The 14429-nt window shown below is 70.4% G+C and carries 12 protein-coding genes; 7 read left to right on the top strand and 5 right to left on the bottom strand.

Annotated features, from left to right (window positions below):
* Positions 1-19: 19 nt before the first annotated feature.
* The 4 genes from QLQ12_RS25350 (at position 20) to QLQ12_RS25335 (ending at position 5633) form a co-directional block, all read left to right on the top strand.
* The gene (locus QLQ12_RS25350; protein WP_282762947.1) at positions 20-955 is read left to right on the top strand and encodes an ABC transporter ATP-binding protein; all 936 of its coding nucleotides are present in this window, start codon (positions 20-22) and stop codon (positions 953-955) included.
* 1 nt (position 956) lies between these two features.
* Positions 957-1694 carry an ABC transporter permease gene (locus QLQ12_RS25345; RefSeq protein WP_282762946.1) on the top strand — a complete coding sequence of 246 codons (738 nt, stop codon included), beginning with the start codon at positions 957-959 and terminating at the stop codon, positions 1692-1694.
* Between the two features lie 69 nt (positions 1695-1763).
* The gene (locus QLQ12_RS25340; RefSeq protein WP_282762945.1) at positions 1764-2882 is read left to right on the top strand and encodes a magnesium and cobalt transport protein CorA; all 1119 of its coding nucleotides are present in this window, start codon (positions 1764-1766) and stop codon (positions 2880-2882) included.
* 165 nt (positions 2883-3047) lie between these two features.
* Positions 3048-5633, top strand: a complete 2586-nt coding sequence (locus QLQ12_RS25335; RefSeq protein ID WP_282762944.1) for a lipopolysaccharide biosynthesis protein — start codon at positions 3048-3050, stop codon at positions 5631-5633.
* A gap of 147 nt (positions 5634-5780) precedes the next feature.
* Here QLQ12_RS25335 and QLQ12_RS25330 read toward each other — a convergent pair whose 3' ends face one another.
* On the bottom strand, positions 5781-6689 hold the full coding sequence (locus tag QLQ12_RS25330) for a hypothetical protein (RefSeq protein ID WP_282762943.1): 909 nt from the start codon (positions 6687-6689) through the stop codon (positions 5781-5783).
* A gap of 208 nt (positions 6690-6897) precedes the next feature.
* Between QLQ12_RS25330 and QLQ12_RS25325 the strand changes: the two genes are divergently transcribed.
* A complete protein-coding gene (locus QLQ12_RS25325; protein ID WP_282762942.1) occupies positions 6898-7242 on the top strand; it encodes a PRC-barrel domain-containing protein in 345 nt (114 codons plus the stop codon).
* A gap of 50 nt (positions 7243-7292) precedes the next feature.
* Here the strand turns inward: QLQ12_RS25325 and QLQ12_RS25320 are convergent, their stop codons facing one another.
* Together QLQ12_RS25320 and QLQ12_RS25315 are read right to left on the bottom strand one after the other, a co-directional pair.
* Complete coding sequence (locus QLQ12_RS25320; RefSeq protein ID WP_282762941.1) at positions 7293-8279, bottom strand: 3-oxoacyl-ACP synthase III family protein; 987 nt, start codon at positions 8277-8279, stop codon at positions 7293-7295.
* Between the two features lie 141 nt (positions 8280-8420).
* Positions 8421-9329: an MHYT domain-containing protein gene (locus QLQ12_RS25315; RefSeq protein ID WP_282762940.1), complete on the bottom strand. Its 909-nt coding sequence runs from the start codon at positions 9327-9329 to the stop codon at positions 8421-8423.
* Positions 9330-9698: 369 nt separating this feature from the next.
* Here QLQ12_RS25315 and QLQ12_RS25310 point away from each other — a divergent pair, with 369 nt between their 5' ends.
* Complete coding sequence (locus QLQ12_RS25310) at positions 9699-10940, top strand: D-arabinono-1,4-lactone oxidase (protein WP_282762939.1); 1242 nt, start codon at positions 9699-9701, stop codon at positions 10938-10940.
* 4 nt (positions 10941-10944) lie between these two features.
* On the opposite strand, the gene QLQ12_RS25305 is transcribed toward QLQ12_RS25310, so the two are convergent.
* A complete protein-coding gene (locus QLQ12_RS25305) occupies positions 10945-11367 on the bottom strand; it encodes a rhodanese-like domain-containing protein (RefSeq protein WP_282762938.1) in 423 nt (140 codons plus the stop codon).
* A 71-nt stretch (positions 11368-11438) separates the two neighbouring features.
* Here QLQ12_RS25305 and ftrA point away from each other — a divergent pair, with 71 nt between their 5' ends.
* On the top strand, positions 11439-12431 hold the full coding sequence (gene ftrA / locus QLQ12_RS25300; protein ID WP_282762937.1) for a transcriptional regulator FtrA: 993 nt from the start codon (positions 11439-11441) through the stop codon (positions 12429-12431).
* 31 nt (positions 12432-12462) lie between these two features.
* On the opposite strand, the gene QLQ12_RS25295 is transcribed toward ftrA, so the two are convergent.
* A complete protein-coding gene (locus QLQ12_RS25295) occupies positions 12463-14376 on the bottom strand; it encodes a beta-galactosidase (protein WP_282762936.1) in 1914 nt (637 codons plus the stop codon).
* Between the last annotated feature and the right edge of the window lie 53 nt (positions 14377-14429).

The raw sequence follows: 14429 nt of genomic DNA, 5'->3' as shown, positions 1-14429 counted from the left end.
CGACTTTAGCGTGGGGGACATGATTGAGACGCGAGAGCTGACGAAGCACTTCAAGGAGGTCCGCGCGGTCGACGGGGTCGATCTGTCGGTCGCCCGCGGAGAACTGGTCGCACTGCTCGGGCCGAACGGCGCCGGTAAATCGACCACGCTGCGCATGCTCACCACGCTCATCCCGCCGACCAGCGGCCACGCCGAGGTCGCCGGGTTCGACGTGGTTCGGCAGCAGCGCGAGGTGCGGCTGCGGATCGGATACATCGGGCAGGGCAACGGCGCCGGGCACAGCCAGCGCGGCCGCGACGAGCTGATCAGCCAGGGCCGGGCGTACGGGATGAGGGTCCCCGCCGCCCGGGCCCGCGCCGACGAGCTGATCGCATCGCTCGGCCTCGGTGAGGTCGCGAACCGCGCCGTCTCCACCCTCTCCGGCGGCCAGCGCCGGCGGCTGGACATCGCGATGGGCCTGATCCACGCGCCCGAGCTGCTCTTCCTCGACGAGCCGTCCACCGGGCTGGACCCGCAGAACCGGGCCAACCTGCAGGAGCACATCGTGCGGCTGCGCGCCGAGCACGGCACCACGATCGTGCTGACCACGCACTATCTGGAAGAGGCCGACTCGATGGCCGAGCGGGTGGTGGTCATCGACCACGGGCGGATCATCGCCGACGACACCCCGCAGCGGCTGAAGGCCACCCATGTCGGTGATCGCGTGATCCTCGGCTTCGCCTCCGCGCACGAGGCGGGCGAGGCCGCCCGCACCGCCGGCGGCGAGCAGCGCGGCGCCGAGGTGCGGATCACCAGCGACGACGGGCCCCGGCTCGCCGCCCGGCTGGCGGGGAGCCTCGCCCCGGTCTCGATCGAGGTCATCCGCCCCACCCTGGACGACGTCTTCCTCACCCTCACCGGCCGCAGCCTGCGTGAGGACGCGACCACCCTCGAACCCGCCCTCGTGGAGGCCTGACATGACTTCGCTCGTCGCCGACACCCGGGTCGTCTTCAGCCGCGAACTGCGGCCGGTCATCCGCGACCCGTTCTCCGTGATCTTCTCGATGGTCCAGCCGCTGTTCTTCCTGGGTCTCTTCGCGCCACTGCTGCCCGGAGACTCCTCCCTCCAGTGGTTCGTGCCCGGCATCATCGTGATGTCCTGCCTCTTCGGCTCCTCGATGACCGGGTCCAATCTGCTCTTCGAGATGCAGACCGGCTCGCACGAACGGATGCTGGTCACCCCGTTGCGGCGGCCCGCGCTGCTGATCGGGCGGGCGCTCAAGGAGATCGTCCCGATGCTCGCGCAGGCCGCGCTGATCGTGGCCGTCTGCGTCCCGTTCGGCTTCGAGCTGCACCTGGGCGGGGCTCTGCTCGGGCTGGTGATCCTCGCGGGGTTCTGCATCGGGCTGGGCGCGCTGTCGTACACCCTCGCCCTCTCCTCCAAGAACCGGGACTGGATGTTCTGGACCGTGCAGCAGACCCTGCTCTTCCCGCTGCTGTTGCTGGCCGGCGTGCTGCTGCCGATCGAGAACGGGCCGGGCTGGCTGCAGGCGCTCTCCAAGGCCAATCCGATGACGTACGTGGTGAACGCGGAACGCGCCCTGTTCAACGGCGACGTATGGGCCCGCAGCACAGCCGAGGGACTGGTCGCCGCCGCCGCGGTCGGACTGCTCGGCCTGGTGGTCGGCGTCCGCGCCATGAAGCGCTCCGATTGAGCACGGGCGGCACACGCCCGCTACCTTTTCCCTCGCAGGTCATTGGCGTGGTGGAAGGGTGGCGGGTTCATGCTCGGTCGGAACAGCGAACGGCGCCGCCTGTTACCCGACCTGCCCGGCGGTTTGAAGCAGCTGTTGGGCGCCCTCGCCCATCCGGAGCGGCTGAGCGAGGCTCCGCGACGCGGGAATCCGGACGCGGTGGTGGACTGCGCCGTCTACGCCGGTGGCCTGCGGCACGGCGGCTCCGCGCAGGTCCCCTATCCGGAGGCGGCCCGGCTGGCCCGCCGCCGCCGCGGCGCCTTCGTCTGGCTGGGCCTGCACGAACCCGACCTGGCCACCATGCGCCCGGTGGCCGAGGTGTTCGACCTGCACGAACTCCTCGTCGACCAGGCTGTCACGGGCGGGCACCGGCCCGGCGTCCAGACCCTGGGCGAGGTGACCCGGCTGGTGCTGCGCACCGCCCGGTACGTCGAGCACAACGGGCTGACCGCCACCTCCGAGGTGGTGGAGACCGGCGACGTCACCCTGCTGATCGGCCCCTGGTTCGCGATCACCGTGCGGCACGGCCCGGTCGGCCCGCTCCGGGAGGTGCGCACCGAGCTGCAGAGCCGGCCCGAGGTGCTCCGGCAGGGCCCGTGGTCGGTGGCGTACGCGGTCGGCAGCCGGATGGTCGACAGTTACCTGGACGTGGCCGATCACGTCGAACGTGACCTGGACCGCATCGAGGAAGAGACCTTCGCCTCGGTCCGCACCGGCGAGTTCGCCCACATCTATCAGCTCAAACGGGAGATGGTGGAGTTCAAGCGGGCGGTGCTGCCGCTCGCCGACCCGCTGTCGCGGTTGCTGGAGTCACCCGGTCCGCCGGCCGGGTTGCGGCCCTACCTCGAGGACGTGCGCGGCCGGCTGGCCCGGGCCGTGGACCGGGTGGGCGGCTTCGACGACCTGGTGAACTCGATCCTGCAGGCCCGTCTGACCCAGGTGTCGGTCGACCAGAACCACGACATGCGCAAGATCGCCTCGTGGGCCGCGATCGCCGCGGTGCCGACCGTCATCGCCGGCGTCTTCGGGATGAACTTCGAGCACATGCCGGGACTGGACTCTCCGTACGGCTTCTACGGAGCGATCGGGGCGATGCTCCTGATCAGCGGCGGCGCGTACCACCGCCTCAAGAAGTCCGGGTGGCTTTAGTCACGCAGCGTTAAATTCTGCGAGTCCCCCGTTTAGGGTAGGGCCATCACCGATACGGCCGTTTTCCAGGACAGATAGTCGAGGAAGGCCGGGCGTCCTGCTCTAGCCCGCAAACACGGCGAGTTACTAGTTTTTGACTGCGTCGATCTTTGGGGGAATGTCAGAATGACGGCAACCGACGTCGCACCGCAGCCGACCGGGCATCGGCCGCCCGGTCTCCTCGCCGCGTTGAAGGGTCACGTCGACCTCTTCCTCAACGCGGGCTCGCTGATGGCGACCACGCTCATCACATCCGTGTTCGGCTTCGCCTTCTGGTGGGTGGCCGCCCACCTGGCGCCGACCGCGGCCGTCGGTCAGGCCTCCGCCGCTGTCTCGGCGATGACCCTGATCGGCACCATCGGCATGTTCGGCATGGGCACCATGCTCATCTCGGAACTGCCCACCATCGCCCGCGGCAAGTGGGATCTGATCTCCACCTGCCTGCTCACCGCCGGTGGCGCCGCGACCGTCGGCGGCCTGGGTTACGTGACGCTGGCCCACCTCTGGGTTCCGAGCCTGCGGGACGCGCTCGGCGGAACCCCCGGCACCGTCCTGCTGGTCATCGGCATCGCGTTGAGCGCGATGACCCTGGTCCTGGACGAGGCCATGGTCGGCCTGCTGCAGGGGCCGCTCCAGCTGATGCGCAACGCCTGGTTCTCGCTGATCAAGCTGGTGCTGCTCGGCCTGGTGGCGGTGCTGCCGGGCGTCGTGCTGACCGGCACCGTGCTGCTGCTCACCTGGGTGGCCGGCATCGTCACGTCGACGGCGATCCTGTTCCGGGTGCTGCGCCGGCGCGGCATGATCGACTCGCTGCGGCCCAGCCCCGGGCTGATGCGCGGCCGGGGCCGGGCCACTTTCGACCACAACCTGCTCAACCTGGCGACGTACCTGCCCCGGGCGGCGCTGCCGCTGATCGTCACCGCGGCCATCTCGAAGGAGGCCAACGCGGCGTTCTACACCGCGTTCATGGTGCTGTCCTTCATGGCGATGGTGCCCGGCAACGTGGCGCTCACCCTGTTCGCGGTGACCGCCGGCGACCGGGCCGCGCTGCGCGGCAAGGTCCGGGTCGGCCTGCTGATCTGCCTGGGCGGCGGGTTCCCGGCCTCACTCGTGGTGCTGTTCCTGGCCGAGCCGATCATGGGGCTGTTCGGTGCGGCGTACCGGGAGACCGCCGGTGAGACGCTCGCCATCCTGTCCCTGACCTACGTGCCCTTCGTCTTCCACCATTTCTTCCTGGCCATCTCCAGGGTGCAGAACAAGTTGCGCGGCGCGGGAATCTTCTCGATCTTCGCGGGCGTGGCCGAGTTGCTGGCCGCATGGTGGGCCGGCGCCAACGGCGGCCTGAACGATCTGGTCACGGCGGTAGCCGTGGTGATGGCGATCGAGATGGTCCTGGTCGCCCCCATCGTTTTGAAGGTCGTCTTCGCCCCGGTCGTCGACATGTCCGCGGTAACAGAGGGAGTGAACGTCATGTCCACCACCAGCCTGACTCTGCGCGAGCGCGCATGGCTGCCGCTGGAGTACATCCGCACGGTCGGCCCCCTCACCGGGGTCACCGCCGAGCGGGTCCGCAACGCGCTGATCGGCCTGCACACCGCCGACCCGACCCACCGGGCGGTTTCCCGGCTGGACCGCTCCGGGGCCAAGTGGCAGCACATGGACACCGCGTCGTTCGCCGCTTTCGTCCAGGACGCGGTCACCGACCTCGGCCACGGGCCGGTGGACTTCGACGCGATGACCCGGAGACTTCAGGCCGAGCCCCGGGCCCACCACCCGGTGCGGATCCTGGTCGGCGGCGGCTACTTCGCCCTCAAGGTGTCGCACGCCTACGGCGACGCCGGACCGGTGAACACCCTGGTCCACGAACTGGTCCAAGCCGCGTACGAGGGACGCGCCGCCCGGATCGCCCCGTCGAAACGGCACCGGACCGCGCTGCTCAAGGCCTGGTGGAAGCAGTTCGGCATGCACCCCGGCCGGTGGAAGGAAGGGTTGAGCTTCGCCCGCCCGCCGCACACCGAACAGGGCCCGTCCCGGCAGTGGCAGGCCGGCCTGACCGTCGTCACGGGCCGTTCCAGCCAGGTGCTCGGCCGCATGCGGGCCTGGCGGGACCAGTACTCGCCCGGCGTCACCACCTCGGCGATCACCTTCGCGGCGTTCACCGCGGCGCTCGCCGAACTGGGTCTCCGGCCGGACCTGCGGGGCGGCACCTTCCTCGCCGACGCGCGCCGCTACGTCGACAAGGACGTCAGCATCGACAGCAACTTCTGCATGGGGCCGTACCTCGCGCCGGCGAGCCTCACCGACCCGGCCGCCATCCACCGGACCCTCAAGGCGGAACTCGGCACCGGCCGCATCCTGACCATGATGCTGCTGCGGGAGGGGAAGATCCTGCTCACCGGGGCGCCCGGCCTGCCGGACCCGTACCCGGCGGAGATCGCGGTCCAGCCGCGGCCCCGGCTCACCTTCAGCAACCAGGGCCGGCACGACATGCTCGGTGACCTGCCGTGGGCCGTCGACCCGGCGGGCCGGGTCAACCAGAGCGTGCCGACGCTGAACGGCCCGGAGGGCATCACGCTGACGACCAGCGAGATGAACGGCGTCCTGCACCTGGAGGCGACGTTCCACGCCACCACGTACGACCCGGCGGTCATCGCCCGGGCCCTGGATCTGGTCTGCAGCGACCCGGCCGGGCTGATCATGGCAAACCGCTGAGCCGCATTCTGTCCGGCGGCCGGTCGCGGATTCCGGAATCGCCCGGCGTCCGCCCGGGACGGCAATGATTCGGTACGACTTCGTAATGTGATCGCCCGGTCGTGGAATTCCACGACCGGGCGATCCTCATTCACCGAACAATCGTGATCAACTGCGCGGAATGTCCTGGTTATCGCGCTGACCACCCTGGTTGTTGCCGTCCCGATCACGGCCGTCCCGGTCGCGACCATCCCGATCACGGCCATCCCGATCACGGCCGTCCCGGTCGTTACCGTTCTGGCCGTTGCCGCCCGGCGTCGCATTGCCCGGGGCGGTGGTGGCCGGAGCAGTGGCGGCCGGCGTGGTGGCGGCCGGGGCCGGAGTGGTGGCGGCCGGAGCCGCGGCGGGCGGGGTGGTGGCGGCCGGGGTGGTGGCGCCCTGGCTCACCGCGCCGTTGGCGATACCGTTCGGGCTGAGCCCAGGGCCGCCCTGGCCACCACCCGGGGTGTACTGACCAGGGCCGCCCTGGCCCGGACCGCCGTACCCCGGGGTGCCGGAGCCGTTGTGGTGACCGGGACCGCCCGGCTGGCCGTGCCCGGGACCGCCCGGACCGTCGTAGCCACCCGGGCCGGTGTTCCGCAGCACGGGCAGTGAGAGCACCGCCGTGCGCGTCTGGGTGCGCGCCTTGAAACCGCACTCGTCGTACGAGATGGTCGCCCACAACTTCGCCACGCCCGGGCGCTGAGCGAACGGGGTGACGCGGACCCTGGTGAAGTCGCTGCGTCCCGGGCGCAGCGAGTCGCCGCGGGAGAACGACGCCGACCGGCGGAACCCGACGTAGTCGACGCGGACCCGCTCACCGCGGACGCGGACCTCGGCGTCACAGATCCGCCGGTCGGTACGCCAGTGGATGGTCACCCAGCTACCGGTGTTCGCTCGCACCGACTGGAGCCAGTTGGAGACCGGCTGCGGGCCCTGGGGGGCCGCGGTGGCCGGCGCCGCCGCGACTGTCGTCGCCATCCCGAAAGCGGCCGTGGCCAGGGCGACAACCGCACCGATCCGCCGTGTCTTCTGCATCAGAATTCCTCCAGTACCTGAGTCCGCCGCCAGCGTCGGCCGGCCTGACGAAACGGACAATATGCGGATTCCGTGCGAATCTTGGTGCTTTTAACGGCGTTTCGGCACGAAAAGAATAATCAGGACAAAGTGTTTAGATCGCTTTGACCGAAAAGATGATGTTGCCGACGTCGGCTGAATCTCCGGGCAGCCGGGTAAAGCGACCGTCATGACCCAGAACACTGCACCCGAAGACCTCGGCGCACCGGTGTCGTACCTCGTCCTCAAGGACGGCACAGCCGTCTACGACCGGTCCGGCGCCCAGGTCGGCACGGTCGACCACGTGCTCGCCGACGAGCCCGCGAACCTCTTCCACGGCCTGCTGATCAAGACGGGGGACGGACACCGGTTCGCCGCCGGCGATCAGGTGGACGGCCTGTACGAACACGGTGTGATCGTCGCCGAACCGGCCGCGCGTCTCGCCACCCCGAGCGCCGACACACCCGCCGGGCTGGCCGAGAACCGGGCCACCGGACTCAAGCGGGCCTGGGACTGGCTGATCCAGCCCAAATGACCGAAGGCCGGCCCACCGGGCCGGCCTTCGAGAGAGTCGAGGGAGGAGAGTCAGCGCCCCCAGCGCACCAGACAGGCGCCCATCGACATGCCGCCGCCGAACCCCGCCAGCAGGACCAGTTCGCCGGCGCGCAGCGACCCGTTCCGGTTCGCCTCGTCCAGAGTGACCGGCAGGGAGGCGCTGCCCACGTTGCCGTACCAGGGCAGGGTGAGGTGGGTGTGCGCGTTCTGGAGGCCGGCCGCGTCCACCAGCTCCTGCAGCATGATGCCGTTGGCCTGGTGCGGGACGAAGTGGTCGACATCGTCGGCCTTGAACTCGTTGCGGCGCAGCAGCGCGTCGAGGGCGGGCGGCACCGCGGTGGACACGAAGTCGCGGACGCCGCGGCCGTTCATCCGGAAGTAGTGGTCGCCGTTGGCGACCGTCTCCGCCGACGCCGGCAGCCGGCTGCCACCACCCTTGATGTGGATCAGGTCGTTCGCGTCGCCACGGGAGGAGAGGTCGACATCGATGATGCCGTAGCCCTCGGGCACCCGGCCGACGACCGCGGCGCCCGCACCGTCGCCGAAGAGCACGGCGGTGCGCCGGTCACCGAAGTCGAGGATCCGCGAGTAGATGTCCGACGCGATGACCAGGACGAGTGCGTCCGGGTTCGCCTGGACCAGGCCGTTCGCCAATTCGAGGGCGAAGACGAACCCGGCGCAGACCGCGTTCACGTCGAAGCAGGCGGCCTGCGTGGCCCCGATCGAGTACTGCACCAGGTTCGAGGTCGGCGGCTGCGGAGAGTCACCGGTCGAGGTGGAGACGATGATGTAGTCGATCTCGGCCGCGGCGACCCCGGCCTGCTCCAGTGCCGCCAGTGCCGCCCGGGTCCCCAGATCGGACGCCGCCTCGTCCGGGGCCGCGAACCGCCGGGCCTCGATCAGGGTCTTCCGAGACACCCATTCCGGGTCCGCGTCGGGCACCAGAGAGAGCAGGTCCACGTTCGTCACGACCCGCGCCGGCAGATACGAGCCAGTCCCGAGAATCCCTACCGCCACGCCTGTTCTCCCAGCTCTCCGCAGGTTTCACGTTTCACTTTCCGCCCTGCGAACCTAGCTGTGCAGGGCGGAAACGTGCGGATCGAAGAGCTGACGATTCGGCTGATAAAGACCAGACGGTTTGGCAGCCGGCCAGGCTTTTTACTGCGACCGGTCGCGGTACGTCCAAGAGGCGTCGCCGAGCGTGGTGCGGCCGGCGCGGCCCTGCGGCTGCTGCTGGCTGCTCGGCTGCCCACCGAACGGCACCTGGGCCGGAGCGGCCGGCGCGGCTTGCCGGTTGTCGATGCGCTGCTGGAGGTAGAGAGCCGCCGCGCGGTCCTCCTCGGTGGGGGCGGAGACCAGGGCGTACCCCATGCCGATGATCGCGAAGATGACCGCGCCGCCGACCGGCACGAGGAGGTTGGCCGCGGTGGCGCCCTCCACCGAACCGAAGGTGCCGTCGTCCGGCGTCACCGACATGGCGAGCATGCCGGTGAAGTGCATGCCGTTGACCGCGATACCCATGACCAGCGCCGACGCGAAGATCGCGATCGGCTTGTTGACCACCAGGGTGAGCCAGAGCGCGACCGTGGCCGCGACCACGGCGATCGCCACGGAGGCGGCCACCTCGCGGCCCGCGTAGTGGATCTCGCCGCGCAGCTCCATCGCGGCCATGCCGGTGTAGTGCATCGCGGCGACGCCGAGACCTGCCAGAACGCCACCGATCAGGATTCGGATCTTGGATGCCGTCTCCCCGAGCAGCGCGATGGACAGCCCGACGCCGACCGAGACCAGCGCGATGATCGCACTCGCCGCGGTCAGGCCGATGTCGTACCGGATCGGTGTGCCGTCGACGTCGAAGCCGAGCATGGCTACGAAGTGCATGCTCCAGATGCCGGTGACGCCGATGGCCACCGTCGCCAGGGTGAGCCACCAGAACCGCTCTCCGCTGGTCTTCGCCGACCGGAGACGCACAGCGCCGGTGAGTCCGAGCAGTGACCCGAGCACAGAGAGGATGTAACTGACCGTGGGGGTCAGCGCCCCGTATTCGAAGTGATGGATCTGCGCCATCTCGCGCCGTTTCCTCTCGTTCGCGATTCCGCCGGGCTGCATCCTGCCCTCACCCCCGCCAAGGGCGTGACTGATTGTGACGCAGGTTTCGTTACGAGAGAACGTGCACAGCATCTCGATTTGGATCACGCCAAACGTGAGACACGTTGAAAGAGAGCAGTTTTGACAACATATCAGCACACAACCGCCACACAGTGATGGCGTGGCATTTGTTGGTACTAATGTCACTGCAAGTTAATAAAAAGTGAACCCTGCCGGTACGGCTCGGCAGGCGGAGCCCGAGTCGCCTCCACCGGCGCCCCTCCGGACTGCGGTCATGGCCGTGAACAGGCAATATGCCGATGCTCCGAGGCCACGTAGGGTGGAGCGATGCGGGAACGTCTGACCAATTGGGCCGGGAACATCGAATTCGGCACGGAGCGGTTGCACCGCCCGCGAACCCTCGACGAGCTGCGCAAGGCGGTCGCCGGTGCCGGCCGGCTGCGGGTCCTCGGCAGCGGTCACTCGTTCAACCGGCTCGCCGACACCGACGGCGACCTGGTGTCACTGGCCGACCTCCCGCGGACCGCCGAGATCGCGGCCGACCGCGCCTCGGTGCGGATCGACGGTGGCATGCGATACGGCGATCTGGCCGCCCGGCTCGGCGCCGAGGGCCTGGCCGTGCACAACATGGCCTCACTGCCGCACATCTCGGTGGCCGGGGCGGTGGCCACGGCCACGCACGGCTCCGGCGTCCGCAACGGCAACCTGGCCACCGCCGTCTCCGGGTGCGAGATCCTCCGCGCCGACGGCGACATCGTCACCCTGGACAGGTCGTCGCCCGATCTGCCGGGCGCGGTGGTGGGCCTGGGCGCCCTGGGCGTCGTCACCGCCCTCACCCTCGATGTGGTGCCCGCCTTCGACCTGCGCCAGTACGTCTACGACGACCTGCCCGAAGCCGCCGTGCACGAGCATCTGGACGAGATCCTGTCAGCCGGCTACAGCGTCAGCCTCTTCACCCGCTGGACGGGCACCGGCATCGACCAGGTGTGGCTGAAGCGGTCCGAGCCGAGGAAGGGTGACCTCTTCGGCGCCCGCCCGGCCGACGGCCCCCGTCATCCGGTGCCCGGCATGCCCACGGCCAGTTGCACCGAGCAGGGCGGGGTGACCGGTCCGTGGCATGCCCGGCTGCCGCACTTCCGGATGGAGTTCACCCCCAGCAGCGGGGAGGAACTGCAGTCCGAGTGGCACGTGCCGCGGGCCGCGGCACTCGCCGCGATCGAGGCGGTGGCCGGTCTGCGCGAGCGGGTCGCGGCGGTGCTCCAGGTCTGCGAGATCCGCACGATCGCCGCCGACGGTCTCTGGTTGAGCCCCAACTACGAGCGGGACAGTCTCGCCCTGCACTTCACCTGGATCGCCGACACCGAGGCCGTGCTGCCGGTCGTCGCCGACCTGGAGGAGGCGCTCGCCCCGTTCGGCGCCCGCCCGCACTGGGGCAAGATCTTCACCACCACCCCGTCGGATCTGCGTGCCGCGTACCCCCGGTTCGCCGACTTCGCCGCCCTGGCCGGCCGCTTCGACCCGAACGGCGCGTTCCGCAACCCCTGGCTGGAGTCTCTGCTGGGGGTGTGAGAACTCAGCAGCCGCAGGCGGCGGTGACCGGCGAGGTCAGGTGGTCGGCCGGGTGGCTGGTGGCGCCGTTCGGGCCCTCGGTGGTGAAGCCCTCACGGACCCAGTACTCGTACCCGCCGATCATCTCCCTGACCTGGTAACCCAGCTTGGCGAACTCGAGGGCGGCCTTGGTCGCCCCGTTGCAGCCCGGGCCCCAGCAGTAGGTGACCACCGCGCGGCCGACCGGGACCAGCTCGGCGGCCCGGGCCGCGATCTCACGGGTCGGCAGGTGGATCGCGCCCGGAATCCGGCCCTGGTCCCAGGACTCGGTGTTACGCGTGTCGATCAGGACGAAGCCGGGCGCGCCGGCCGACAGGCTCTGCTGGACGTCGCTGACGTCGGTCTCGAATCGAAGCTGGTTGCTGTAGTACTCGATGGCGCTGGTCATGCCACTGATCGTGCCGTCGGTCGACCGTCCGGCCCAGTGGCGCGAACGACACCCACCGCTAAGATCGCGCCATGCTGACTGTCGGAAGCCGGGGACACACGGTGGCGGTGCTCGCCTTCGACGGGATGTCGGTCTTCGAGGTGGGCATCGTCACCGAGGTGTTCGGCCTGCCCCGTCCCGAGTTCGAGGTCCCTTGGTACGACCTCACCGTCTGTGCCGCGAGCCCCGGTCCGCTCCGGGTGGTCGGCGGCGCCACCCTGCACACCGGCCACGGCCTGGACACGTTCACCGCGGCCGAGACGCTGATCGTCCCCGGCGTGCCGGACGTCCACGCCGACCCCTCCCCGGCTCTGGTCGCCGCCCTCCGCGCGGCCCACGCCCGCGGCGCCCGCATCATGTCCATCTGCTCCGGCGCGTTCGCCCTGGCCGGCGCCGGGCTGCTGGACGGCCGCCGGGCCACCACCCACTGGCGGTACGCGGAAACCCTGCGCACCCGCTACCCGTCCGTCCAGGTCGACGCGGACGTGCTCTACCTCGACGACGGTGACGTGCTGACCAGCGCGGGCAGCGCCGCCGGCCTCGACCTGTGCCTGCACGTGGTGCGCCGCGACCACGGCCCGGCGATCGCCAACGCGGTGGCCCGCCGCCTGGTCGTCCAGCCACACCGCGACGGCGGGCAGGCGCAGTTCGTGGAGGCGCCGGTGGCTGACGACCCGGAGGACACCCGGGTGGCGCGCAGCATGGAGTGGGCGCTGTCCCATCTCGCCGAGCCGATCACCGTGGCGGTGCTGGCCGGCCGCGCCCACATGTCGACCCGCACCTATCTGCGGCACTTCGCCCGGGCCACCGGCACCACGCCGATCCGCTGGCTGATCGACCGGCGGGTGCAGGCCAGCCTGGCCTTGCTGGAGACCACCCGCACCCCCGTCGAGACGGTCGCGACCACGGTCGGCTTCGAGACCGCCGTCACCTACCGCCACCACTTCGCGCAGGTCATGCGCACGTCTCCGTCCGCCTACCGGCGCGCCTTCCACACCGGCCGGCCGGAGACCGCCGCGCCGTGAGCGCCCACCCGGCAGCGCTAGCCGAGAGCCCTCAGCCGGCGGCGGTCACGCGGAAACCGCCGCCGGGGATGGCCAGTTCGCCGACCACCGCGGGAGCCGCCCCGTGGTTGAACAGGAAGACCAGGTCACCGCGACGGACGGCCTCCACCTGCGGCGGCAGCCCGGGCAGCACGGGCGCCACTCCGGCCGACTCCGCGACCCGGCGCAGCAGCGCCTCCAGGGAGTCGTCGGTCAGGCCGGTCGACACATACCAGGCGCTGCCCGCTCCGAACCGGTTACGGGTGATCGCCGGCGACCCGGCCATCGGGCCGTCGCCGTACCGGCTCACCGTCTCGGCCCCGGCGGTTTCGACCCGTTCGATCCAGCGGTTCGCGGTCGCGCCGTCGTCCAGCGTGATCGGGGCGCCGGGGGCTTGCGGGTGCCATTCGACCACCCGTACCCCGAGGATCTCGCGGAAGGCGCCGGGGTAGCCGCCGAGCCGGATCCGGGTGTCGGGCGCGGCGATTCCACTGAGGTAGCTGACGACCAGGTGCCCGCCGGCGGCGACGTAGTCGCGGAAGGCGGACGCGGTGGCATCCGACACCAGGTAGAGCTGCGGCACCACGATCATCTTGTAGGAGCCGAGATCGGCCGGGACATCGGGGAAGACGAAGTCGGTCGCGAGTTTCGCGCGGTACAGAGCCCGGTGCGCCTGCCGGACCGCGCCGAGGTAGTCGATGTCCTCGGCCGGGAACGCCGGGGCTTGCAGCGCCCACCAGGAGGGCGCGTCCCAGGTCAGCGCGATCTCGGCGGTGGGCGGCGGCGCGTCGGCGACCCGCGGTGCGAGATCTCTGAGGGTACGCCCGAGTCCCACCGCCTCCCGGAAGACGGGAGTGTCCGGTCCCGCGTGCGGCACCAGTGCCGAGTGGAACAGTTCCGCCCCGCCACGCGGCTGCCGCCACTGGAAGTACATCGCCCCCCGCGAGCCCCGTGCCACGTAGTTCAGGCTGTGCCGGGTGAGCCGCCCCGGCTCCTTGGCGTGCATCCGCCCGCGCGTGTAGATCAGGTTGGGCGCCGTCTCCATCAGCAGCCACGACCCGCCGCCCCAGCCCCGGGCCAGGTCGCCGGCGAACGCGGTCTCCTCCTCCGCGCCGGGGCCGGCGTCGTCCGGGTAGTGGTCGACGGCGACGAGGTCGACCTCGGCGGCCCAGCGCGCGTGGTCGACGCTGACCCAGCCGCCCTGCACGAAGTTGGTGGTGACCGGCACGCCGGGGTTGGCGGCGCGCAGCAGGTCGCGCTGTTCGATGTAGCCGCCGAGCAGTTCGTCGGAGAGGAACCGCCGGAAGTCGAGGGCCTGCGCGGGGTTCGGCAGGTACTGCGTGGCGCGCGGCGGGGTGATCTGCGCCCAGTCGGAGTAGCGCTGGCTCCAGAACGAGGTGGTCCACGCCTCGTTGAGCACGTCCAGGTCCCCGTGCCTCTTCTGCAGCCAGGTCCGGAACGCCGCGGCGGTGACGTCGCAGCGGCAGTCGGTCCCGTACTCGTTGTGCACGTGCCACATCGCCAGCGCCGGGTGGTGGGCGTACCGTTCCGCCATTCTGGACGCGATGTCGCGGGCGGCGGCGCGGTAGGCGGGCGACGAGACGCAGTATGTGTCCCGGCTGCCGTGGGTGAGCCGGACCCCGTCGGCGTTGACCGGCAGGGCCTCCGGGTGGGCGAGGGTGAACCAGGGCGGCGGCGAGGCGGTCGGGGTGGCGAGCGCGACCCGGATGCCACCAGTGTGCAGCCGGTCCAGCACCCGGTCGAGCCATCCGAACTCGTAGCGGCCCTGTTCGGGTTCCAGGTCGGACCAGGCGAACACGCCGACCGTGGCGATGTTCACCCCGGCCTGCCGCATCAGCGTGACGTCTTCGTCCCAGACTTCCTCCGGCCACTGCTCCGGGTTGTAGTCACCGCCGTAGAAGAGCATTCCTACCCCGTCCCCCCCGAAGAGCCACTTGCCATTAGTTTGAACACTAAACA

The sequence above is a fragment of the Actinoplanes sandaracinus genome (genome assembly GCF_030009775.1).
Classification (GTDB): Bacteria; Actinomycetota; Actinomycetes; order Mycobacteriales; family Micromonosporaceae; genus Actinoplanes; species Actinoplanes sandaracinus.
The sequence above is the reverse complement of the archived record's forward strand: the minus strand, read 5'-3'. Positions and strand labels throughout refer to the sequence as shown.